Origin of the sequence: Paenibacillus sp. FSL H8-0104, assembly GCF_038050215.1 — a bacterium.
GTDB lineage: Bacteria > Bacillota > Bacilli > Paenibacillales > Paenibacillaceae > Paenibacillus > Paenibacillus amylolyticus.
The window spans coordinates 5497843-5522703 of the sequence record NZ_JBBOTC010000001.1 but is presented as its reverse complement, the minus strand read 5'-3'; the positions used below and the strand labels follow the sequence as shown (position 1 = coordinate 5522703).

General features: G+C 46.8%; 22 protein-coding genes and 1 tRNA gene. 20 read left to right on the top strand and 3 right to left on the bottom strand.

Annotation, left to right across the window (positions count from 1 at the left end):
- Nucleotides 1–32: 32 nt before the first annotated feature.
- The 6 genes from NST38_RS24340 (at nt 33) to NST38_RS24315 (ending at nt 4113) form a co-directional block, all read left to right on the top strand.
- Nucleotides 33–776, top strand: a complete 744-nt coding sequence (locus NST38_RS24340) for a class I SAM-dependent methyltransferase (RefSeq protein ID WP_076253306.1) — start codon at nt 33–35, stop codon at nt 774–776.
- 27 nt (nt 777–803) lie between these two features.
- Nucleotides 804–1787, top strand: a complete 984-nt coding sequence (locus tag NST38_RS24335; protein WP_076253307.1) for an MBL fold metallo-hydrolase — start codon at nt 804–806, stop codon at nt 1785–1787.
- A 198-nt stretch (nt 1788–1985) separates the two neighbouring features.
- On the top strand, nt 1986–2402 hold the full coding sequence (locus tag NST38_RS24330; protein WP_036605873.1) for a hypothetical protein: 417 nt from the start codon (nt 1986–1988) through the stop codon (nt 2400–2402).
- Nucleotides 2399–2803, top strand: a complete 405-nt coding sequence (locus NST38_RS24325; protein WP_341344093.1) for an FAD:protein FMN transferase — start codon at nt 2399–2401, stop codon at nt 2801–2803. The genes NST38_RS24330 and NST38_RS24325 overlap by 4 nt, the downstream gene beginning before the upstream one ends.
- A 52-nt stretch (nt 2804–2855) precedes the next feature.
- Entirely contained in the window at nt 2856–3428 is a 573-nt protein-coding gene (locus NST38_RS24320; protein ID WP_341344092.1) for an FAD:protein FMN transferase, read from the top strand.
- A gap of 31 nt (nt 3429–3459) precedes the next feature.
- The gene (locus tag NST38_RS24315) at nt 3460–4113 is read left to right on the top strand and encodes a ferric reductase-like transmembrane domain-containing protein (RefSeq protein WP_076253309.1); all 654 of its coding nucleotides are present in this window, start codon (nt 3460–3462) and stop codon (nt 4111–4113) included.
- A 156-nt stretch (nt 4114–4269) separates the two neighbouring features.
- Here the strand turns inward: NST38_RS24315 and NST38_RS24310 are convergent, their stop codons facing one another.
- Entirely contained in the window at nt 4270–4836 is a 567-nt protein-coding gene (locus NST38_RS24310; protein WP_017692570.1) for a phosphatidylglycerophosphatase A family protein, read from the bottom strand.
- Between the two features lie 272 nt (nt 4837–5108).
- Here NST38_RS24310 and NST38_RS24305 point away from each other — a divergent pair, with 272 nt between their 5' ends.
- The 9 genes from NST38_RS24305 (at nt 5109) to NST38_RS24265 (ending at nt 15524) form a co-directional block, all read left to right on the top strand.
- The gene (locus NST38_RS24305; protein WP_047841205.1) at nt 5109–6164 is read left to right on the top strand and encodes a GerMN domain-containing protein; all 1056 of its coding nucleotides are present in this window, start codon (nt 5109–5111) and stop codon (nt 6162–6164) included.
- Nucleotides 6165–6502: 338 nt separating this feature from the next.
- Nucleotides 6503–7258 (top strand): ribonuclease PH, encoded by a 756-nt coding sequence (gene rph / locus NST38_RS24300; RefSeq protein ID WP_017692572.1) that lies wholly within the window; start codon nt 6503–6505, stop codon nt 7256–7258.
- A 1-nt stretch (nt 7259) separates the two neighbouring features.
- On the top strand, nt 7260–7883 hold the full coding sequence (locus tag NST38_RS24295; RefSeq protein ID WP_017692573.1) for an XTP/dITP diphosphatase: 624 nt from the start codon (nt 7260–7262) through the stop codon (nt 7881–7883).
- A gap of 349 nt (nt 7884–8232) precedes the next feature.
- Complete coding sequence (locus tag NST38_RS24290) at nt 8233–9075, top strand: STM4015 family protein (protein WP_076253310.1); 843 nt, start codon at nt 8233–8235, stop codon at nt 9073–9075.
- A 3-nt stretch (nt 9076–9078) separates the two neighbouring features.
- Nucleotides 9079–10344, top strand: a complete 1266-nt coding sequence (locus tag NST38_RS24285) for an STM4014 family protein (RefSeq protein ID WP_341344091.1) — start codon at nt 9079–9081, stop codon at nt 10342–10344.
- Nucleotides 10337–11122 (top strand): STM4013/SEN3800 family hydrolase, encoded by a 786-nt coding sequence (locus tag NST38_RS24280; RefSeq protein ID WP_036673514.1) that lies wholly within the window; start codon nt 10337–10339, stop codon nt 11120–11122. The genes NST38_RS24285 and NST38_RS24280 overlap by 8 nt, the downstream gene beginning before the upstream one ends.
- 47 nt (nt 11123–11169) lie before the next feature.
- Nucleotides 11170–12558, top strand: a complete 1389-nt coding sequence (locus NST38_RS24275) for an STM4012 family radical SAM protein (RefSeq protein WP_076253312.1) — start codon at nt 11170–11172, stop codon at nt 12556–12558.
- Nucleotides 12555–13415 (top strand): STM4011 family radical SAM protein, encoded by an 861-nt coding sequence (locus tag NST38_RS24270; protein WP_076253313.1) that lies wholly within the window; start codon nt 12555–12557, stop codon nt 13413–13415. Before NST38_RS24275 ends, NST38_RS24270 begins: the two co-directional genes overlap by 4 nt.
- A gap of 411 nt (nt 13416–13826) precedes the next feature.
- Nucleotides 13827–15524, top strand: a complete 1698-nt coding sequence (locus NST38_RS24265) for a methyl-accepting chemotaxis protein (protein WP_076253314.1) — start codon at nt 13827–13829, stop codon at nt 15522–15524.
- A gap of 146 nt (nt 15525–15670) precedes the next feature.
- Here NST38_RS24265 and asnB read toward each other — a convergent pair whose 3' ends face one another.
- Nucleotides 15671–17515, bottom strand: coding sequence for an asparagine synthase (glutamine-hydrolyzing) (gene asnB / locus NST38_RS24260; RefSeq protein ID WP_036673522.1), 1845 nt, complete (start codon nt 17513–17515; stop codon nt 15671–15673).
- A 192-nt stretch (nt 17516–17707) separates the two neighbouring features.
- On the opposite strand from asnB, the gene NST38_RS24255 reads away from it, so the two are divergent.
- Both NST38_RS24255 and NST38_RS24250 read left to right on the top strand, forming a co-directional pair.
- Nucleotides 17708–18007: a hypothetical protein gene (locus tag NST38_RS24255; RefSeq protein ID WP_017692581.1), complete on the top strand. Its 300-nt coding sequence runs from the start codon at nt 17708–17710 to the stop codon at nt 18005–18007.
- 31 nt (nt 18008–18038) lie between these two features.
- Complete coding sequence (locus NST38_RS24250; RefSeq protein WP_036605881.1) at nt 18039–18395, top strand: hypothetical protein; 357 nt, start codon at nt 18039–18041, stop codon at nt 18393–18395.
- Nucleotides 18396–18573: 178 nt separating this feature from the next.
- On the opposite strand, the gene NST38_RS24245 is transcribed toward NST38_RS24250, so the two are convergent.
- Entirely contained in the window at nt 18574–18867 is a 294-nt protein-coding gene (locus NST38_RS24245) for a DUF4870 domain-containing protein (protein WP_017692583.1), read from the bottom strand.
- 480 nt (nt 18868–19347) lie between these two features.
- On the opposite strand from NST38_RS24245, the gene NST38_RS24240 reads away from it, so the two are divergent.
- From NST38_RS24240 to NST38_RS24230, 3 genes are all read left to right on the top strand, one after another.
- Nucleotides 19348–19421, top strand: a tRNA-Arg gene (locus NST38_RS24240).
- Nucleotides 19422–19708: 287 nt separating this feature from the next.
- The gene (locus NST38_RS24235; RefSeq protein ID WP_076253315.1) at nt 19709–20479 is read left to right on the top strand and encodes a class I SAM-dependent methyltransferase; all 771 of its coding nucleotides are present in this window, start codon (nt 19709–19711) and stop codon (nt 20477–20479) included.
- A 395-nt stretch (nt 20480–20874) separates the two neighbouring features.
- The gene (locus tag NST38_RS24230) at nt 20875–24834 is read left to right on the top strand and encodes a S8 family serine peptidase (RefSeq protein WP_076253316.1); all 3960 of its coding nucleotides are present in this window, start codon (nt 20875–20877) and stop codon (nt 24832–24834) included.
- Nucleotides 24835–24861 lie beyond the last annotated feature (27 nt).

Below are 24861 nucleotides of genomic sequence, written 5' to 3'. Positions count from 1 at the left end.
AGAGCCAGTGACCAAGTGGAGGGCGAGAATGGATGACGGAATGGTATGAAAAGAGTTTTGGAGAAGATTATCTTCTCGTATACAAGCACCGGGATGTGCAGGGTGCCCATCAGGAAGTACATAAAATGATTAATTGGTTGAAGCTTGAGCCCAATTCTGAAGTATTGGATCTATGCTGCGGTATGGGACGGCACTCCATGGCACTTGCTGACGCAGGATTGCGAGTGACCGGAGTTGATCTGTCCGATGTGCTTCTACGTGAAGCGCGCCTAATGGACACTGAACACCGAGTATCTTGGTGTCACGCAGACATGCGTGAACTGCCGCTGAAAGGTGGCTTTGACGCTGTAGTTAATCTGTTCACATCGTTTGGTTATTTCCTGGAGGACGGAGAACAACTGAAAGTATTACGTGCCATTCATCGTATGCTTCGCCCGGGTGGCAGCTTTATAATTGATTTTATGAATACGGCTTATGTGACTCGGCATCTGGTGCAGCACTCCGTTCGAGAGGATGAGGGGCAGCGGATTGAGGAGTATCGCAAGATTGAGGAAGGGTTTGTGCAAAAGGAAATTCGCATTACGGATACCACATCCGGACATGAACCGCGGGTATATCAGGAACGTGTGAAGTTGTACACACGTGAACAACTGAGTCAGATGTTAAGTGCCGCCGGACTCCGGGTAGATCAGGTACATGGCGGCTATGACGAAGAGAAATATGACGAGCAGACTTCTCCGCGCATGATTTTTGTTGGTCGTCGTCCTGTGGAGTGAACAGAGACAGTCTGGAAGGGGGATAACATGAAGCGCACAGAAGAGATGCCCATGACAGAGGGCATACACCGGGTCAAGATCAGCATGTCATTTCCCTTACGATGGGTGAACAGTTATGTGTTATCAGAATCGGATGGGAAGATAACCATTATAGATCCGGGACCGCGTAATTCGGAAACAGAACAGGAGTGGAGTGAAGCACTGGCAGATCTCGGCCTGACCTTTAGCGATATTCGTCAAATTGTACTGACCCACCATCACCCCGATCATCTTGGGTTGTCGGGTTGGATGCAACAGATGACGGGGGCACCCGTTCGAATGTCCACACGCTCCCGCCAAGAGGCCGACTATATGTGGGGACCTGATTCACGCATCAATACAATATTACCTGATTATTATGGTCGTCATGGTATGCCGGAAGACAAGACTGAGCAGATACATGAACATATGAAGGCATTTACTTCGCAGATCACACCACTTCCGAAGGTGACACCCATTGAAGATGGCGAGTGGCTTGATATGGGCGGGAAACGTTGGGTTGCTGTGGAGACGGGTGGACATGCCCCAGGCCATTTATCCTTTTATGCGCCGGAGTCCATGGAGATTCTGTGCGGAGATGCAGTTTTGCCACAGATTTCACCGAATATCAGTCTGCAACCCGGCAGTGACCCTCAGCCATTATTGTCTTATATGGAAGGATTGCAACGTCTTGGGGAGCTGAATGTCAAGCAGGCGTATCCGGGGCATCGGAATCCTTTTGCCCAGTTCAACGAACGGACAGTTCAATTGCTGGCTCATCACGAGGAACGTCTTCAGAAGATGACGGAGCGAATTCAGGAGTCACCGGCGAATGCTTATGACATCTGTGTGCACATGTTTGGCAATCGGCTGGGTACCCATCAACTGCGGTTTGCCATGAGTGAGACGTTAGCCCATTTGCAGGAGTTAATTCGACGCGAACTAGTGAAACAAGAGCAGCAACCGGATGGCACGTTCTATTTTCAAATCTAAACGGAATGATGATATCGATATGAAATGATAATACGATCTTATATAGAGGCTCGGGACAGGAAATTCACCTGTTCTGGGCCTTTTTAGCCTCTCTTAACGGTTCATTCATCTATTTTTAAGCCAGCGCGCCTATGATACATCTATGAACTTCGCTAGGGCATGTCTTGAGACACACCCTAAAGAAAGCAGGGAAGAGCGATGACCAGAAGAAAACGGAATCAATGGAGAAAATGGCAAGCTTCAGCGGCAGCAACGTTGACTGTGGCTGCACTTTTTCAATATGTAAGAACTTCGGATGCCTTTGATGTGGCCTATGCAGCAGCAAATGGCACAGATACAAGCGTTACTGCTTCAAGCCAAGTGGATACGCATGATGATGTGATGGATGAATGGATCAACAGTACAACGGACAGCAACAACTGGAACACGCAGGACAATGACAATAATGATAGTCAATATAATGGAACATCCGATAGCACACAAGCAGCTCGGCCAGATCAGAGCTCGAGTAACGAGGGGAATTATTCAGATTCTCAGCGTATCGGGCAAAATAACCAGGGTACAGACTCCGGATACAGCAGTGGCAACTATCAGTCACGTACAGGTGCATCATGAGCCGCACGGAGCAAGTTGCTCGTCCGCTCCGATTTCAATTCCGTGCGATGAACACGGATGTTGAAGTGCAACTGTCAGCTGGGCGGGAAGAAGCTGAACATGCAGCAACCGTGGTGAAGAATTGGTTTGAGACGCAGGAGCAGCGCTTCAGCCGATTTGTTGCAGACAGTGAACTGAATCGTTTGAATGCTTCAACCGGATGGATGCCCATCTCCGCTGCGATGGATGAAGTTTTGAGTTTGGCCTATGGATATATTGGCCTGACCGAAGGGATTTTTCAACCGGGTATCTCGCAGGCTCTTCAGGCTTCGGGATATGATCTAAGCTTCGAGAAGGTGCAACAACGACAATTGAAACGTCCATTAATTGAACGTGTATTGCGAACGAGAACACCTGAATGAAGATCGATATGACCACAGCCGTCCGAGCTGGATCCAGCGGGAAGGTAGCCGGATGGTTCATCTGGACCCCGGAGCTGAGTTGGACTTGGGAGGCATTGTTAAGGGCTGGGCAGTAGAGCGTATCGCAGACTGGTTGCAGCGAACATTGCATATTCCAGCGGGTTTGATTAACGCGGGTGGAGATATTCAAGTATGGGGTTCACCAGACCATTCCCAATGGACCTTGCAAGTAGCAGATCCTTTGCAGAATCAGGGTGCTATGTCGGGAGCGATCCGTTTACAGCGAGGAGCTGTTGCCACTTCGGGTATTTCCCGCAGACAATGGCAGAATACGGATGGAAGCTTTGCACACCACCTCATTGACCCCCGGACGATGGAGCCTGCAGATACGGACGTATTGCAGTGTACCGTTATGGGACAGCATGCTTCGCAATGCGAGATCATTGCCAAGACGGTATGCATTCTGGGGAGTGCCGAAGCCGTGGGCTGGTTAAACCGACATTACGATCGGCATGACGTCCTGTGGATGACACGGGATGGGAGTAATTATTTCAGAGGGAATACGGATACGCTTGCTGAGCATTGGTCCGGTTTTGATCCGGATCATCGCTTCAGTCTGATCTAGGACAAGTCTAACAGATATGGGGGAGCCGGTTATGGCACAATGGATTGTAGATTACCTGCCAACGTGGAATATCATTCGAATTAGTGGAATTGCTGCTTATGTGTTGCTCTTTGCCGGTGTGTTTCTGGGTATTGCGCAAGGGATGCCTATGGCCAAAGGCAAACCAAAAGCAGCCATGTTCAAATGGCATACTCGAACGACCTGGCTCGCCTTCGGACTTGGACTCGTGCACGCATTAACGTTATATATTGATCATTACAGCCCATTTACCTGGGGCGAACTTCTGATTCCTTTTACCGCCTCCGTACATCCGATCGGCAGTGGTCTGGGAACGTTAGCCTTCTACGGATTAGTGATTGTCCTGGTATCCAGTGATCTGCGGAACAAGCTGGGCCGTAAATGGTGGTTCATGTTCCACATGTTGTCCTATCCGGTGTTCATTGGTCTGCTGGTTCACGGCATGGTTACCGGAACGGATTCTGGCAATATTATCATGCGGATGATATATGTATTTACCGGACTGAGCATTCTCGGTATTACGGTGTTGCGTGGGATGTTGAGAGAACGCAAAGGCCCGGAAATCACAATTGGACCGAAACGGGCAACATCTGGTTCACCTTCCGAGCAGAATTGGGTTGAAGGTTTTGGTTTGGTGGGAACGGTACGACCTAAACATCTGAAATAATAACATATGGATGATCGAAAAGTATCTTACACATGCAAAAAAGCGGCCAACTGGCCGCTTTTTCCATAATAGTTATTTCCTCAAACAATTCTTTCACGAAGCATCCACACACAGTCCAATGTTCTACATAGCTTCAGGTATGAAACGAGTTACGGATTATACAGCGTCATCACTAACAGGTTTTTCTCCCAGTGCTTCTTCAAGCTCGGATTGTTTGCGATGGGCGATCCGACTGCTCGCTGCTGATGCAATCGCACCAACAATATCATCGAAGAACGTGTGGACAGGGCCCAGGCTCTTGTCATTCAGTCGTTCAAGCACCCCCGGTTTCAGCTTGTCCACATAACCATAATTAGTAAATCCAATGCTGCCATATACATTGACGATGGAGAATGCCAAAATCTCATCCACGCCATACAGTCCTTCATCGTTCTCAATCATCTCCTGCAAAGGAGATATGAGCTGCCCCTGTTCTGCCAGAATATCAAGCTGAATCCCGGTCAGAACAGCATTCTGTACCTCACGTTTACGGAGAACCATCTCCACATTTTCGATACATTCTTCCATCGTAAGACCTGGATAATATTTTTGTTGCAATAACATGACCAGCTCTGCGATCTCAGGGATCGTGACGCCCCGCTTATGCAGCCATTCCCTTGTTGCCTCCGCCACCTTGCGGCTATTCAGGCTGTAAGGGATTTTTTCTTGCTCAGGATGTTCCATGGGCGATTCCTCCTCTGAAGTTAGCAATGTCCCTACTCTTGCTTCCTAATACGTTATTAACCTGGTTTACGTTTCTTTAAGATAATAAAAATATAAGTTTCAGTGAAGTTGAGCAATTCGATTACTACATGGAAAATTTCAGCTAAACACGGTCTGTCTTCCGTGAAAGTGCGTTGATAGACATTTTTCTTATTATCTTTTAGTTATTTTTTGGACAAAGGCTCGTATACATGGTAGTACAAACTGTAAAAATGATGAGGGGGAACGTGATCATGAGAAAGATCCATTCTTTGCGTACGGTATCGGCAGCAGCGCTGCTGAGTATTCCTATGGTATTGTCAGGCTGCGGCATGTTTGGAGCACAGTCTTCCGAAGCTGTTGATCCACCACCGCCCATCCAGGAAGCGGCTATGATTCAAGCGGCCGAAGGGAATGGAGCACTCGCAATGCTCCCGTTAACGACGGTATATCTGCAAGACCAGCAGGGGCTGCTCGCTCCGGTATCCCTGACACTTCCTTCTGGAACAGACGCAAGCAGTCCAAAGACAGCTCTGGATACACTTGTAACAGGCGGGGCCTATGCGGGTATGCTGCCTGAAGGATTCCAGGGCGTTCTCCCGCAGGGTACGGTTGTGCAGAATGTAACGATTCACGCGGATGACAAGCTGGCGGTTGTTGAGTTCTCGGGTAATTTTGCCAAGTATGATGCAAAGGAAGAACGGAAAATGCTAGAAGCTGTCACGTGGACATTGACGGGAACGCCTGATGTGGAGAATGTGCAGATCTGGGTGGATGGCAAAAAGTTAACACAAATGCCTGTGAACAGCACGCCGTTGCCTGAACCGCTGAATCGGGCTGTGGGAATCAATCTGGATCTGGGTGATACGTTTGTGACCAACAGCAGCCCGGTAACGGTCTATTTCTCCGCTGCTTCGCCAGCAGGCATCCAATATTATGTTCCGGTTACACGTCTGGTTACACCTGGTGAAGATCGGGTGCAGGCAGCATTGAACGAACTGATCAAAGGACCTGACAAAGGTGGAGAACTGGAAGAGGTTATGACAGGCGGAACCGAGCTGCAATCGGTCAAAACGGCAGAGGATGGCACGGTCACGGTTGCCTTGAAAGATGATATGTTTGCCGAAGGGGATATCGTGCCAAGCGAGCTGTTACAATCTGTCGTATTAACCACTGCGGAGAACACAGCCAGCAAGGATGCCAAAGTACAGATCGAGTGGAACGGCCAAAAAACGGTCATGGGTGACGACAACAGGGATTACAGTGCGCCGGTTTCCAAGCCTGAATATATCAACGAAATTCCGATTTAATGAACGCAGAATGCTTAAGGATGCTTTTAACCGAACTCTTTGGTAAAATATAAGGGATTCGTAAAAATACGTGTTCAAAAAGATCGGTTTTCAGTACTGAGAAGATGGGATGAAGCTAGAAATGGAGTAGCGGAGCGTAGGCAAACTACGTGAGCAACTACAATGTTTCCGAAGGAAACAACCTTCGTAAGCTTATGCTTATTCGGCTGAATTCCATATTCGATGCTGATGATGCCTTAAGGCATTTTTCGTAATCAAAAGCGAGCTTTTTGAACAATCTCTAAAAGTGTGAATAAGTTCAACATTACAGGATGCTTAAGTCGTAGGAGGCAGAAAATATGAGATCAAACGGACGAACCAGCGAACAGCTGCGCCCGCTGAATTTAACAGTGAACACGAATAAATACGCCGAGGGCTCTGTACTGATTGAAGTTGGAGATACAAAGGTGATCTGTACAGCTACAGTAGAGGAACGTGTACCACCCTTTATGAAAGGGCAGGGTAAAGGCTGGGTAACAGCTGAATATTCCATGTTGCCACGTGCAACACATACCCGGAACCAACGTGAAGCCAATCGTGGCAAATTAACTGGACGCACCATGGAAATCCAGCGTCTGATTGGTCGGGCACTGCGCTCGGTAGTTAATCTGCAGGCTCTTGGTGAGCGTACGATTACCTTGGACTGTGATGTTATTCAAGCTGACGGAGGCACACGCACAACGTCCATTACCGGTGCGTTTGTAGCGCTGGCGCTTGCCGTGAACAAGATCTCCCAACAGCACAAACTGCAAGTGTTCCCGATTACGGATTTCATTGCCGCAGTAAGTGTGGGTGTTGTGGGTGAACAGCCTGTACTGGATCTGAACTATGATGAAGATTCCAAAGCCAAGGTAGACATGAACCTGGTGATGACAGGTGGCGGTAAATACGTCGAGCTTCAGGGAACAGGTGAGGAAGCACCATTTGATCGCCGTGAGCTGAACGCCATGTTGGAACTGGGCGAGCAGGGGATTTTGGAGATGATTGAGCGTCAAAAAGAAGTGCTTGGACCGATTGCGCTCAAGATCGGCGCGCGTGGATTAGGGGAAGCCTAAGATGAGTTTGGACAGCCCAATCCTCATTGTCGCAACCCGCAATGCGGGGAAAGTCCGTGAATTCGCTCATGCTTTCGCACCACTTGGCAAAGAGGTTAAGAGTATGTTTGACTATCCGGAGCTGCCCGATGTCGTAGAAGATGGCGTAACGTTTGCGGAGAATGCCTGGAAGAAAGCCAAAGCGGTTGGTGATGCGCTTGGTTTGCCGGTTCTGGCAGATGATTCAGGTTTATGTGTAGACCTGTTGGATGGTGAGCCGGGAGTATATTCAGCGAGATATGCAGGCGAAGGAGCAACGGATGCACAGAATAATGCGAAGTTGCTGGAGACGCTGGAATCGTTGAAATCCGGTGAGGACACCGAGCAGCCGCTACTAAGTCCGGCTCGTTTCGTTTGTGCGCTGGTCCTGTACGATCCGACAACAGGTGATAAGTATGAATCAGAAGGCACTGCGGAAGGCTGGATTACGGCTCAAGCTGCAGGTGCTGGCGGTTTTGGATATGACCCACTCTTCTATGTCCCTGAATACGAGATGACGATGGCAGAGCTGACGCTTGAGCAAAAACAGGCGATTAGTCACCGTGGTCATGCGCTGAGAGCGCTTGTATCCAGACTTGAAGGCTGAGACTAAACGAAACATTTTGATTTAACTTCATGATATGTGAACATCAAAGCGTTAATGGAAGGACAGAAGCATTCCGATGGGATGCTTCATCCGCCATTAACGCTTTTTCTATGAAATGAAGTATTGATCGGGTTTAGTGAAGGTCCATCCATATACCTAATTGAAGATAGCTATTTCTGCGACTACACATAAGAACGTATGTTCTTGTACCTACATGAGAAATGGTTTACATTGCACGATTGGGAATCTCATTGGGACTGGAGTTGGAAGAAGTTGCAAGCCTTGTGTGGTATGGGTTAACATTCAAACTAACGAATCATATATGAACCTTAAACGGAGGGATCTACTCATGCAAGAAGTGAAGCTTGTTGTATCTTACGATGATTATGAGGACGGCATTCGTATGGAAAAGTTAATTAAGGAACTGGCAGCTAAACCGGAGGCTAGCTCATTGGAAAGTCTGGTCATCGGAGATTGGGGACAGGCTTATGAAAATTCGCCTGACGAGTTCATAGGTTCGCTTGTCGAGTCTGCTCCAAGCTTTCCGTCATTGAAGAAACTGTTTATTGGAGATATGGGATTCGAAGAATGTGAAGTATCGTGGATTATCCAGACAAATCTCACACCACTGTTAGGTGCCTTTCCAGAATTAAAATCATTCTCTGTAATGGGCAGTAGCGGCCTCAGTCTGGAACCACTCCAGCATGCCAAGCTTGAAGAATTGATTATTATTTGTGGTGGTCTCCCGAAAGAAGTGTTATCTTCAATCACCCATGCCAAGTTGCCTGAATTGCGTAAACTGGAACTGTACCTGGGTGTGGATAATTATGGTTTCAATGGATCACTTGAAGATGTGCTTCCTTTGCTAGAAAAAGGATTGTTTCCAAAGCTGGTTTACTTGGGTCTGAAAGACAGTGAAATTCAGGATGAGATTGCCAAAGTAGCAGCTGAAGCACCTATTCTGGATCAACTTGAAGTACTGGATCTATCGCAAGGAACGTTGTCCGATGAAGGGGCTGAGGCGTTGCTTGCCAGTGACAAGATCAAGAAACTGAAACATCTTGATCTAAGTTACCATTACATGACCAATGAAATGATCAGTCGATGGAACCGATCGGGTATATCTGTAGACGTTAGCGACCAGCAACAGAGTGATGAGGATGACTGGCGCTATCCATCGTTAACGGAATAGTCGATGTCAGGTGTAAAGGAAATGAATGAGAGTTTGCATCAACCAATAGATGTACCTGATCTAACGCAAGATCAGCCCTTTTTATTGATCGGAAACCCTGATAACCGACGAACACAAGGGCTGCAAGAGGCTAGGCATAGATTGGGTCTGAAACCTGCGGTTGTACTGCCATATGCTCAATTGCTGCAGAATTGGAGACACGGACGAACCATCGCTGATACAGTAGATTTCAATCTGCCTGTACCCCTGATTCGGATTGATGCTCCTGGTGAGGATTGGGACGTGGAGCGTGAACTACTGTTCCTTGGAGCTATGAATGATTCGTCAACATTAACGGCTGGGATGGGTACAGAAGCATTTTCCGCAGAACAGGCACTTGCGCTGGAACAGGAGTGGGGAAGAATCTACGCTCCCGCCCAGTGGTTTCGTGGCTGGAAAGCATGCTTGGATCGAATCGGCCGTGAGTCTCGGGAGATATGGTCTGAAGTCCGATTCATGAATGATCCCGCCGATATCCAATTGATGTTTGACAAGAGAACTTGTCAGCAACATCTATCTTCACATGGAGTTGATGTACCTCCGGCGCTGCAATTTTCGCGGCCAATCCGTAATTATATGGACCTGCGTAGCTCAATGAAGTCTGCCGAGATGCATCGTGTGTTTGTGAAGCTTGCGTGCGGCTCCGGGGCTTCAGGAGTTGTTGCCTATCAAGTCAATCCTCGAACGGGTGATGAAATCGCTGTAACAACGATGGGGATGGAACAGAGACAGGGCAAGACGATTTTCTTCAATGAAGGACGTCTACGCAAGTATACCCGCAGTGAAGAGATTGCTACGCTGATGAACTGGTTATGTGCAGAAGGTGCACAGATTGAACGATGGATGCCAAAAGCCACGCTTGATCAGCGGGCCTATGATATTCGCCAACTGGTTGCAGGTGGACAGGCAGGTCACGCGATTATACGGCTGAGCCGTACCCCGATTACCAATCTGCATCTGCGCAATGAGCGTATGCTGCCTGCTGAAGCAGGCCTGGATGAACAGCGGATGGCGCTGGTACGGTTGGCAGCGCAAGCAGCCATGTCTGCATTTCCCAACTCGTGGTCAGCTGGGATTGATGTGATGCTTACTAGTGGTTCGAATCCGCGTGCCTATGTGCTGGATGTGAATCCATTTGGAGATCTGTTATACAGGGTCGAGCATCATGGCCTCGGAACCTATGAGTGGGAAATGGAACTTTTACGAAAGGAGCCTATTCAACATGCCTGATATGAACACCATTGTGGGCTCCCATGATCTGTTAATGATTACGCTGGATACGTTACGCTATGACGTAGCCAAGCTGGAAGAGGAGAATTGTCCTAATCTGTGTGGTTCGGGTCCGTGGGAGAAGCGTCATACCCCAGGCAGTTTTACATATGCGGCACACCATGCTTTTTTTGGTGGTTTTATGCCGACTCCTGCCAATACAGATAAGGCATCTCATGTAAGGCTATTTCATTCCCGGAATACCGGACTCAAAACACATCCGCACACCTGGCTGTTTGATACACCGGATATCGTATCCGGGTTCGCAGCTGAAGGTTACCGTACCATCTGTATTGGCGGCGTCATCTTTTTTACGAAAAAAAATCCGCTTGCAAAAGTATTGCCCGGTTATTTCCAACAGAGCTACTGGAGAATGAACTTTGGGGTAACCAACCCCAAATCAACAGAGCATCAGGTACAGCATGCATTAAAGTTGCTTGAACAGACAGCGCCGGATGAAAAGATATTTATGTTTTTGAACGTGTCTGCCATTCATGGACCCAATCGTTACTTTGTAGAAGGAGCGAAGGAGGATTCGGTGGAGACTCAGAGAGCTGCACTTCGATATGTAGATGAGGCTCTTGGACCATTGTTCGAGGCGGTGCGAAAACGCGCCCGGCCTGCGTATTGCCTAGCTTTTTCCGATCATGGTACAGCTTACGGTGAAGACGGGTATCAAGGACACCGGCTTGCACATGATGTCGTCTGGACGGTGCCTTACCGTGAATTTTTAGTATAGAATGTATTGATCTTATGAGGACAACAACCGGAGACAGGAGGAAACCGATGGAGAAACATATACAACATACAACAACAGGCCATTCCACACAGTCCGGATCCAATATAGCTACAAGTCTCAGTGAAGTACTGGCATTCCCTTATCGTTCTTACTTATACTCGTACCCACACAAGACAGCCTATCGGGAGCTTGACCCACCACTGCCGTTAGGGCCACTGTGGGAACGAGAAAATACCGATACGTATTTTTTATATATGCATATTCCCTTTTGTGCTGCTCGTTGCGGATTCTGTAATCTGTTCACACTGCCGGATCGACGGGATGATACGCATGAACGCTATGTAGATGCGCTGGAACGTCAGGCGAAGCAGTGGGCACCTATTACATCTCGAAGACCGTATTCGCGGTTCGCGATTGGTGGGGGAACGCCTACATTATTAAATGAGGTTCAGTTGAATCGTCTGTTTGATATTGCTGAACATGTGATGGGGCTGGACCCTGCGCAAGCATCGATTTCGGTGGAAACGTCGCCGGATACCGTTACGGAAGCCAAGCTGGCCATCATGAAGGAACGAAGTGTGGATCGTGTCAGTATGGGCATCCAGAGTTTTATTGAAGCTGAAGCATCTGCCATCTATCGTCCACAAAAACCGCAGGAAGTTGAACGAGCGCTTGAGAAGCTTACTCGGTATGATTTCCCATTGTTAAATCTGGATCTGATCTATGGTTTGCCGGGTCAAACGGTGGAATCGTGGATATATTCACTGGAAAGAGTTCTGGCCTACGAACCGGGCGAAATCTTCATCTATCCCTTGTATACACGGGAAAATACAATCGTGAAACCTGATGATATTCGACGTCAGGGACCTGACATTCGGATGGAGCTGTATAAAGCTGCACGTGAGACTTTGAAAAGTAAAGGTTATGTTCAATATTCGATGCGCAGATTTGCCAAAGAACAGTCGTCCTCCAAAGTGCTTCTGCCTTATAGTTGTCAGGAGGAGGGTATGGTTGGTCTGGGGTGTGGCGCACGCTCTTATACGAGTGAAGTACATTATGCTTCGAAGTATGGCGTGAGTTACAAGGCCACACAGAGCATCATTGCCGATTATGTAGCGACCGAGCGCTACGATGTGGCGGATTATGGCATCGTGTTAAGCCGTGAGGAACAGAGACGTCGCTTTATTCTGAAAGCCTTGCTGCATCGGGAGGGATTGACGTTGTCTGACTACCAACAGCGCTTTGGTACCGATGTGATGTCCGACTATGCCTGGTTGGCTGAACTGTTGACAGAGGGCATGGCGGAGTTGCAGAGTGATGAGGGCAAGCGGGTGTTGCGTCTGACAGAGGAAGGACTGGGTTACTCCGATGCGATTGGAGATTGGCTTATATCTGCCGAAATTCGTGAACAGATGGAAGGGTTTGTTTTCTCATGAGAGCGACTTTGTATTATCGGGGGAAGTTGTCTTCCTGTAATTACGACTGTCCATACTGCCCGTTTAGCAAAACCGTAGATTCCAAAGAGACGTTGGAAGTGGATGAACAACAATTGCGTCAATTTGTGAATTGGGTGAGGGAGCAGGAAGTTGAGGGACACCAATTTTCGATTTTCTTCAATCCCTACGGTGAAGCTTTGGTGCGTCGTTGGTACCGGGAAGCGATGGTTGAGCTGTCACATATGCCACATGTGGATAAAGTTGCAATTCAAACCAACCTGTCCGTCAAGCTGGATTGGGCGAGGGAGCTGGATGCGAGCAAAGCAGCCTTTTGGGCGACGTATCATCCTCGTGAGACAAAAGAGGCTTCTTTTGTTAAACAATGTCTGACCTTGCGTCAGATGGGACTTGCTTTTAGTGTCGGTACTGTCGGACTCCGTAGTGCTTTCCCCTCAATTGAGTCCATGAGACAGGCTTTGCCGGATGATGTGTATATGTGGGTTAATGCCTTCAAAGATCGGCCCAAGTATTACACTCCAGAGGAAATTCAGTTTTTACGTGGGCTTGATCCGCTTTTTGAAGGTAATCTGCAGGATTATGAGAGCTTGGGCAAACGATGTGCTGCCGGTTCGGAAGTGTTTTATGTACAGGGGTCCGGGCATGTGAAGAGATGTTACAAGGATCGTCGAATCATTGGACATCTATATCGCGATGGTTTGCAGGCTTTGTCTGAGGATCGGCCCTGTCGCATGAAAAAATGTGGCTGTTACATCGGTTATATCCATATGGAGGATTCCCCGTTCAGAGAAACGTTTGGCAGCGGGCTGCTTGAACGTAATCCGGTATTGATTCGTTGACCGGCATTTCATATTTAGCTATTCCACTGGGGAGCTGGAATAGGTTTATCCGTTTCTAAACCACATATCAGCGTAACTTCAAACGCATCTTTTAGTATAGGCAGGATCAGACCTTTGGTTTGGACTTGCCTTCTGGAAGGTGTTTTTTTGTTTTACCGGACTAAAGTTAGTGTTTGTGTTCTTTATTAAAAGGGCCTTGACAATTTTGAAAAATAATATTTTTAAGTTTATGATTCAAATTTTATATTTTATGGGTTAGTATGAATAGGAAAAAAGACCCTGTTATGAATAGTATTTGTACATATAATCGCGAATTATATTTTTAATTGGGTCTAAAGTCTCAATTTAATTGAAAGGAGGGTGGATGTAGGAAGTATCATGCACGTTATCTGAACTTTCGGGGGAGTACACATGAAAAAAATCTCAATTAGCCGTAAATTACTTATGGGTTTCTCATCTGTGCTGTTATTATTGGTGGCTATAACGGTTATAACATATACGCAGTTTATAGCCGTTGAGAAAACGTATACAGAATTAATTAATGATAGAACAAGCAAACTATTACTCATTAAAAATATGTCGATTGATCTTAAATCACAGCAGATTGCTTTGAGAAATTATATTCTGGAAGACAGTGCGGAGAACGAACAGGCATTTAATAAAGCTTATGAAGATTACATAGCATTAAATGAAGAATTAAAATCATCAGTTTCAAGTTCAACGATGAAAGATTACCTTTCACGATCGGATGAAGCGATGAGCCAATATTATGAACTTGCGCAGCAGATTATGACATTGACAAGACAGGGGAATAACAGTGAAATCTCAAGATTACTGAAGGATACAGCCCCAAGTCTGATTTCTGAATTTGAAGGCATTGTGGAAGGTATGGAAACGCATCAACAAGATGCCATGAACTCAGGCGTTGTGGAGGCTAATCTTCAGATTGTGCAGGTCCTTAGGTGGATTGCAATTATTGGAGTGGTTTCTCTTCTAATCGGGGCACTTGTGGCGTATGTCATTGGCAGAATGATATCCTTGCCTGTTGCTGCTATTGCCCAATCCGCGAGCCGGATTGCAGACGGAGATCTGACTGGTGAGCCTATTGTGGTCCGTAACAAGGATGAGATTGGTGATCTCGCCCAAGCCTTTAACATCATGTCTGCAAATTTGCGTACACTCATTCATCAGGTAGGAGACAGTGCAGAACGGGTAGCTGCCTCTTCAGAGGAGTTGACGGCAAGCACCGAACAGACAGCAACCGCCACAGAGCAAGTGGCCATCACAATGGGTGAGATTGCAACAGGTATGGATACACAGGTTCGAATGGCGAGTGATGGATTCCAAACGATGAATGAGTTAACGACAGGCTTTCAACAAGTTACGGAGAACACACTCCATATGTCTGAAGAAGCTACCAAAGTCTCCGTAAAAACAATATCGGGTAGCGAGTCAGTTCAGTCTGCGATAGGTCAAATGAATTCTATACAAGGGACGGTGTCGAATCTGTCGGTCGTGATCCAGGAACTGAGCAGACACTCTCAGGATATTGTGAAAATGGTGGACAGCATCTCGGAAATATCAGCACAGACGAATCTCCTATCCCTTAATGCTGCTATTGAGGCTGCACGAGCTGGCGAACAGGGAAGAGGGTTTCAGGTTGTTGCTACAGAGGTTCGGAAGCTGTCTGAGCAGTCTGCGCTTTCTGCTAATCAAATTGTTCCATTGGTGGCATCGATTGAGAAGGGAATGCGAAATGCTGCTGAATCTATGGTGGTTGTATCCGCAGAGGTTCAAGAGGGGATTACACTTGTTCACCAGGCGGGAGCCACATTTGATGAAATTCGTGAGGCGGTTGGGGGCGTAGCGGGGCAAACACAGGAAGTCTCTGCTTCAATTGAGCAAATGTCAACAGGGGTAGAACAGATTAATAGGTCTATGAAAACAATCATGGAAGTGACCGAAACGGGGGCCGCTGGAACAGAAGAAGTGAGTGCATCTTCAGAGGAGCAGTTGTCTGCGATGCAGGAGATTGCTTCCGCAGCCAATGATCTCTCCTTGATGGCAGAACAGTTGCAACAGACCGTCAGTCGTTTCAAAGTGCAATAAATCGAACTGAGTGGAATGTGGATGAAGAACGAGCGCATACGACAGAGATTCTTATAAAAAAGTAATAAAAGGGTGTCCAAACACAGTAGTTACTGTTTGGGCACCCTTAAATAATTCATCATGCTGAATCAATGCATAACTTGATCTTAACGAATAGCGACTTTATATGTCCGCAACCAGGTATTGATCTGAGTCAGATATGCAAATAACTGTGGCCCAGACATTAACTGTCCGAACCAGGGAAGATTGGAAGCTGCATCTGGTGAAGACGCAAGATTGCGGATCTGAGTTTTGTCGATCAAAGGCAAAATCGGCGAAGTGGGATCATCCAGGATATCAAGTACCTGCTGTTTGACCGCGGCCAGATATTGCGGATTATGTGTTTTCGGATACGGACTCTTTTTGCGATATAACACATCGTCAGGCAGGACACCTTCGAGTGCTTTACGCAGAATACCTTTTTCCCGTCCGCCCGTTATTTTCATTTCCCAAGGGATGTTAAACACATACTGGATCAGACGATGGTCACAGTAAGGTACCCGCACTTCCAGTCCTGCCCCCATGCTCATCCGGTCTTTGCGATCCAGAAGTGTAGGCATGAAACGTGTAATATTCAGGTAGGACATCACCCGCATTTGTGCAGCTTTACCTGTTTCCCCATCCAACAGAGGCACTTCAGCCACTGCATCCGAATAGCGGTCTGCCAAATAATCGAGTGGCCGAATCCATTCCCGAATATCCGGGGATAACAACGCTGCTCGCATATCAGGTGCTACAGACCACGGAAACGTACCGGAGTTCAGCATATCTTCGCGATGGAACCAGGGGTAACCGCCAAACACTTCATCCGCTGCTTCGCCTGAAATGGCAACGGTGGCCCCTTTTTTGATTTCTTTACAGAACAAATAGAGCGAGGAGTCTACATCTGCCATACCTGGCAGATCCCTGACTAACATGGCCTGTGTCAGTGCATGAATCAGTTCTCCGTTCTCAATCTCAATCCAGTGATGGTCGGTCTTGAGTTCATCCACCATTCGCTTAATCCAGGGTCCATCTGCACCCGGCTGAAAGGAATGCGCCTGGAAATGCTTGGCGTTATCCACATAATCGACAGAATACGTACTGATTTGGCCTTGCCCGGTTCGCTTGTAATAATCAACGGCTAATGCAGACAAGGCGCTGGAGTCCAGTCCTCCTGATAAAAGAGAGCATACTGGAACATCCGAAGCCAACTGGCGCTCCAGTGTATCTTGCAAGAGAGAGCGTACCTCTGCTGCCGTCTCTTCCAGGTTATGTTCGTGGTTCTGGCTTTCCAGTTTCCAGTAGGCATAGGTTCGGATACCGTTTCGGTTATAGATCAGCGCGTGCGCAGGCTTGAGTTCGCTTAGTGAAGAGTATACGCCGTGTCCTGGTGTCCGTGCAGGCCCTACGATAAACACTTCGGCCAATCCTTCCGGGCCAACAGCGGCTTCCACATCAGGGTGAATAAGCAGAGCTTTGGGCTCTGAACCAAATACGAGAGTGTCTTTGTTATTACTGTAGAACAGAGGTTTCACGCCAAGGCGATCTCTTGCGATAAAAACCTGTTCGCGTCCCCCATCCCATATGGCAAAAGCAAAAATACCGTTAAACCGGTCAACACATGCCGGTCCCCACTCAATATAAGAGGCGAGCAACACTTCCGTATCACATTGCGTGCGGAACTGATGCCCCCGCTGGAGCAATTCCTTTTTCAACTCGGGTGCATTGTATAGTTCTCCGTTATACACGACGGTATAGGAGGTATCTCCCTGTAACGCATGCATGGGCTGTGCGCCGTTCTCGGGGTCCATTACACTAAGACGCCGATGTCCAAAGGCACAAGGATTGGAGATCCATGTACCTGAAGCGTCGGGCCCCCGGTTCGACAAGCTATCCGTCATACGGACCAGCAGCTCTGATTCCTGGGTCAAATCCCGATTCCACTGTATGAAGCCGGTAATACCGCACATGGTTTGTTCATCCTTTCTTGGTCGAGTCATTCATCCGTATGGCTGCTTAGTTACTGGCAACCAGCAAATGTTGTCTTTTCGTCAGAGGTCGTAACAAATATATGCCGAAAGCAGGCATAAAATGTCTGTCCTCTTCGGAAACTAGTTCTAGGGACAACGGCCTCAACATGCCTGTGAAGGAGAGAACATGCAATGGACAGTATGAAGTATTATGTGTCTGTCATGGGCCGCTCCGTTATTCCGGATCCGTCGGTAACATCATATGAATGGATCATTCAGGCAACGCCGCAGGAAGCGGAGCAATTACTGGGACTGCTGAGCCTCATGCAGGAAAAGGAGGAAGAGGCCTTTCCTGGCATGGTATTCCCATGGCCAGATACACCGGAGGAGTCCGTAAACCGAGCTTATGAAACGGTATTACAACAGGTGTATCGAGAGATTTACCGATTAGGCACACCAGAGACACGATACCAGATTGAACAAAGTACATGATAAGCACAAAGGAAAAGGAGCGCGATGACGAATGTATGCCATTCAAGATGCCAAAATACGCAGATTAACCGAGGTGGATGGATTGTCTTGTGCAGAGGTTGAAGTGCAGCCTGGAAATGCCGGAGATCCGTCGTTACTTGTATACGTGGCTTCAACACAGCCCGGAAATTCGCTGGAAGTTGTTCGAATTGTACGCAATCACTCCGATTCGGCGATCGACTGGTATAACAATAATATGCATACTGCGTTTGAAGAGGCGACAGATACCGCATTTGAGAACAGCGAAGGTATGACAGTAGAAGAAGATAAAGCTCGGTTTCAAAGTGAGTTGTTTTCCTTTGGTTTGCTTGGTCCAACACTTCAGCGTTATCTGATCGGGCAGGCTTAACAGGTAACGCTCCAGCAACACATGTGGCGGATAGTGGGATAGAGTTCGATGTTGAGCTACATGTAGATGTGACCTGTTGCTGTTGCTGGTTGCTCTGACTGTATCTGTAACTGGAAAAACCCGCCGTTGTTGAACGGCGGGTTTTGTTATGCGATGGTCAGATCAGGTGGAGATGTGATCAAGCATACTCGCGCAGCACTTGAATCCCTTTAACCACATTGTACACAAAGCTTAATCCGTAAATCACAAAGAATAGAATGACAAACCCAACGGCGGAACCCAGACTATGCGCAGTCACGAAGAAATAAAATAACGGAATGGCAGCGAGAAAGGGGAATACATGTGAGAATAAGGCGCGTTTTGCATGTCCCTCAATGTAATCATCCTTGGCAACAATCCATATAATGATCGGAAACAGGAACGGGGCAAAGAAAATACTGAAATAGGATAGGGCTGATAAAAGCTGTCTCATGACGATTCTCTCCTTCAATGGATCATTGAAATGTATGTATGCAAAAGATTACCCAGCAATTCTGACATTGAAAATGTCTGATGTTAATCTTACTCTAAATGTCCCAATCTCCTCAATATAACCTGGTTCAAGCTATCATATTCTCAAAGGGGCTGGATTATGAGAATAACACCGAAAAGTACATTTATCGCCTTTGATTACGAATGATGCCTAGTGGCATCATCAACATCGAATATGGAATTCAGCCGAAATAAGAGGATGCTTACGAAGGTTGTTTCCTTTGGAAACAATGTAGTTGCTCACGTAGTTTGCCTACGCTCCGCTACTCCATTTCTAGCTTTATTCCATCTTCTCGGTACTGAAAACCGGAGTTTTTGAACCCGCATTTAAGTATAATTATTAATTTTTTTATAAAACTATTGAAAAATATAGAAATCAGAGTATAATAAGAACCGCGCCGAAAATTTATTATACATATTTGTCTCAGTAGCTCAGCTGGATAGAGCAACGCCCTTCTAAGGCGTCGGTCGGGGGTTCGAATCCCTCCTGGGACGTATTAAAAGAAAACTTCCTTCGGGAAGTTTTTTTTGCGTTCAGGGGAAGAGAACCCCAATGGTTCGTCGGAGCATTCGCTTCGTTAGCGCTACTTCGCAGTCTCGACTGGAAGGAGAGCATCCCTCCTGGGACGTTTTAAAAAGAAACTTCCTTCGGGAAGTTTTTTGCGTTCAGAGGAAGTGTTCTATTGGTTATACCTATAAATAATATAGAATTTATATATTTAAAGAATAAACAATTCTATGCCACAATGAGGACATCAATAACGAAAGCGACGGTGGTATCTATGAAATCATTAAATCAATGGCAAGCAGATGAGTATGACAACAAACTGGCTTTTGTGTCCGGATACGGCAAAAACTTGATTTCGTGGCTTCAACCCCAAAAAGGGGAATACATCCTTGATCTGGGTTGCGGGACGGGGGATTTGACGCATGAAATTTCTCTGGCCGGAGCTGAAGTTATTGGCATGGATGCATCGACGGACATGATTCGCCGTGCGAGGGAGAAATTCCCTGAACTTGAGTTCGTGGAAGGAGACGGTCATCAGTTTGAGACGAATAGACTATATGATGCCATCTTCTCCAATGCAGCCCTGCACTGGATGCGAAGCCCGCGATTAGTGGTGGATAGTATATGGAAATCTTTGAAGCCTGGAGGACGTTTTGTCGCAGAATTTGGTGGTAAAGGGAACGTGCAGACCATTGTGAATGCATTAGAGCAGGTTATGGAGCGAAACACGGGCATTCGTGCATCGGAACGCAATCCTTGGTACTTTCCTTCGATCGGAGAATATAGCCATATTTTAGAGCAAAGTGGATTTATGGTGCGTCATGTCTATCACTACGACCGTCCTACCAGACTGGCAGATGGTGAGCAGGGTATAGTAGGCTGGTTGGCTCATTTTGGAGGCGACTATTTTGCAGGTCTCAGTCATGAAGAGATACAACAAATATGCCATGAAACCAGTCAGATCGTGATGTCTCACCTTTGGAAAGATGATGCGATGTATGCCGATTACAAGCGCCTGCGTATTGAAGCCGTGAAGCCAGAATAAAGTGAAATTTCGCGATAATTAGCAATTTTATCGATGTTAGACGAACTATCACGATCCTTTGTATACTAATCACGCTTCCCCTATATACCAGGAATCTCTTTCGGATAAAGAGGCTCTTGGTCTTTTTTTGATGCATTATTTCAAAAATGAAATATTCAAACGACAAATAATTACAAATGGATATTTTTATCATACTCAAGACCCATATAAGTAATTTCTATATCATATTTGTAAGTATTTAGAAGGAAAATGTGGTATTTTGATAGAATAATTTACCAAGGGTCAATCTTCTTGCAGATAGGCGGTGAAATTGGAGTGCGTATTGCAGTACGCACAAACACAGCAGGAACCCATCATTTGGTGACGTATTCACATTTAAAAGGAGGGGCAAAGCCTTGAGTAAACGATTGATATCCACGTTATTAAGTGTTCTGATGGTCTTTTCCATTATTCTCCCCGCGGCTGGAGCCGCTCCCGCAGATTCAGTTATTCAGCTTGACAACTTACCCAGTACAGCCGAAGCCAAACAATGGAGAGAGATTCTTGCAGGACGGGAAGCAAAACTTGCCGCAGATCCATTTTTGGATAAAAGCTTGGAAGGTCTGGGTGGCGAGAACACCCGAGTGATCGTTGAGCTTTCCAATAAACCTGTTGCAGTAGCGCAAGGTGAATCAACCCTCTCCGGAAAATCTTTTACCTCCTCTATGGAAACAAAGGCTGTGACTCAAGTTGAGCAACAACAACAGTCATTTGTACATAGCCTCACTCAGAAGAAAATCAAACATGAAGTATTGGAAGAATATGCATATGCCCTGAATGGTGTAGCGATTGAGCTTAAAGGAAACCAGGTGGGACAATTGCTTCAAATACCTGGCGTGGTCAGCGTATATCCAGACCTTGAAGTTACAATAGCGCCCGAGACAGATGAAGTGAACCCGTACATGAAAGACACAGCGCCTTTTATTGGTGCACCTGAAGTATGGGATCTGGGTTACAAAGGAAATGGCATTAAAGTCGGCGTCATTGATACAGGGATTGACTATGAACATCCTAATTTGCAAGAAGCCTACAAAGGTGGATGGGATTTTGTTGGAAACGACAATGATCCGTATGAAACAACATATCAAGAATGGAAAGGATCGGGCGAGCCTGAGCTTAACGAGCTTGGAAGCCCCTATTACACATCTCACGGTACACACGTAGCGGGTACCGTTGCTGCTCGCGAAGCGGGGGACTACGGTATTGTTGGTGTTGCTCCTGAAGCAGATATCTATGCTTACCGTGTACTTGGACCGTATGGTAGTGGTCAAACCTCATGGGTACTCGGCGGAATTGATCGTTCTGTTCAAGATGGCATGGACGTAATTAATCTCTCGTTAGGTAACGCCGCCAACGACCCGAGTTATATCACTTCGGTTGCCCTGAACAATGCGATGTTGTCTGGTGTGACAGCGGTTGTAGCAAGTGGTAACAGTGGACCTAACCGTTATACACTCGGTTCTCCGGGTGCGTCTGCAATGGCCATTACGGTAGGTAACTCTACAGGACCTAGCCAGCTGATTACAGCCGATACTCACTTCTGGATTGGTGAGGAAGGCGAAGAGGCACAACCTGAACAACAACCGGTGCCAGAGGTTGAACAATCTCCTGAACTGGGGACGGCACCTGGAACAGAAGCACCAGAAGTTTCAGAGCAAGTTGTACCCGCAATTGCTGATGAGGAAAGTGCAGCAGCTGTGGAGGACACAGTTTCTAACAAAGCTGAAGATCTGAATGTAGAAGAAGCTACAACGGAAGAAAATACTCCATCTGCATCACCTTCTGCACCCGTTGAAGCTTCTCCTGAAGCTGCTCCTGTGGAAGAAGAGTCTGTAATTGCTCCGACTGAAGCTCCACTGGCTATTACAGAGTCGGTTTACCGTCTGGATCTGATGGGATGGAGCCTGTCGGCAGACCCTGAAACTGTTTTGACAGGGAAATATGAGCTGGAATTTGCAGCACTGGGTAAGCCAACTGATTTTGAAGGTAAAGATTTTACAGGTAAAGTGGCATTAATACAGCGTGGTGAAATCGCATTTGTAGAGAAAATCGCCAATGCTAAAGCGGCCGGAGCCGTGGCTGTTATTGTATATAACAACATTCCTGGCCCAATTGGTGTAAGTCTGGGCGATAACTTTGAACTCATTCCAACACTGAGCATGTCCAAGGAAGATGGAGATGTGATCAAGGCTGAGCTGGACGCAGGCCAAGCCGTTGAAGTGAGCTTTAGTGATTTTGAACGTTCCCAAACTCCGGGCGATGAAATGAGTTCATCCAGTTCACGTGGACCTGCAAAGGTAACACTGGACATCAAACCGGATATTGTTGCACCAGGTACAAGCATTTTGTCTACGATTCCTGCCTACGGCAAGGATGAGCCAGACGCAGATTACGCACAAGCTTATGATCGTAAATCAGGTACAAGTATGGCTACACCTCATGTAGCTGGTTTGATTGCGTTGCTGATCGAGAAGCATCCCGAATGGACTCCATTTGATATCAAAGTTGCACTGATGAACAATAGTAAGGTGCTGGATACAACCAAGTTTGATGTATTTGATCAAGGCGCTGGCCGTATTCAGGCTGTAAATACCATTGATCCTGCTGCTTTTGTCAAAGTGCTTGATGTAACTCAATACACAGAAAGTGGCTCTGTTGTTGAAAAGGAGAATATCACCGGAAGTATCAACTACGGTAATTTCCTGAGCACAGATGAAAAGACGATTACCAAAACAATTAAAGTTGAAGCGCTGAATGGGAGTGGCGGGGATTACACCGTAAATGTGAATCCAACTCGTAATGTCGCTGGTGTATTCGTTGCCGTGGACAAGAGTTCCTTCACATTGAATGGTGAGGAAGAACTTGCAGTAACAATCACCGTTCCACGAGGGGTTACTGCAACTACAGAAGCACAAGGATACATTGAGTTCTCAAACGGAACCAATACTTTTACTGTGCCATATGTTGCTCATTTCAACGTTACGTTGAGTGGAGTTAAGTATATCGAAACCGTAAAAGGCACTGAGAAAAATCCATTCCACTATCCATTGAAGGCTGATGGTACGTTGGATACGCTGAATGTTGCGATGGAATTCTATAATCCGATGACATTTGCCCTGATTGAGATCTATGATGGTCTTAATCCGGAAGGTGGATATTATCAAGATGGTTATATCGGCTCCATCTTTGGTAACTATTTTAACTTCAATGCCAATGCAAGATACAACCTTGCTTGGGACGGCTCATATGCAGATTACACAACCGATGAAGTGACTGAGATTCCGGATGGTTTATATACCGTAGACATCACTACTATTGGTACGGACGGCAAAACCTATAAGGAAGACACTTCGCCATTTTTGGTGAAAAAGACAGCTCCGGCTGTAACTGCACCAGAAGCGTTGGAGTTCAAAGAGGATGAGTCTGCTGTCCTTAACGGTAGCGTGGAAGACTTGTACTTCCGTGTAGCTCCTGCGCTTGCCAGCGGATGGGACATCACGTTTGATCCGGCCGCTTCTCTGGAAGCAACGTATGTTGTGAAAAAAGAGGATGGATCGGTTTATAAAGAAGGAGTCTTTGAAGTACAAGCTGATGGTACCTTCAACCTTCCTTTGGAGGGAATTGAAGCAGGCGAGTATGCTGTTGAACTTACAGTAAAAGACCAACAGGGGCTTTCGGGTACAGCCAATACGGCACTGAAATTGGAAGCAGTGGAGACCGAACCTGAAACTCCGGCAACCAAGGCCCCAGGTACGCCTGTATTGTCTCACAATAACTGGGTAGGCAACGGCTTACCAGAGGGCGCGTATATCGTTACAATGAACCTGTGGTGGGGCGAGAACGCAACTAGCTACAAGTTATATGAGGACGGGGTTTTGGTAGATACGCAGAAGTTGACTTACAACGCGCCTTGGGCGCAGTTTGCTCAGACGAAGATCACGGGCAAAGCCAATGGCACGTATACGTACGTGGCTGAGCTGACCAACGACAAGGGAACAACGCGTAGTCAGACGTTGACTGTTCGGGTTACCAACGCAACGCCAGGCAAAGCGGTTATTTCTCACGATAACTGGGATGGCGACGGCCATTATAAGGTGACCATGAACCTATGGTGGGGGACCAACGCTACAGAGTATCGTCTCTATGAAAATGATAAGTTGATCGATACGCAAGAACTCCGTTCGGCTACACCTTATGCACAAAGTGCTGTGACTACACTGTCCGGGAAAACATCGGGCACGTATACGTATCGGGCAGAGTTAATTAACGCAGGCGGTGTTACCAGCACAGACACGATTAAGGTAAAAGTGAAGTAAGTTCATTCCTCATTGAAATTGATTAAA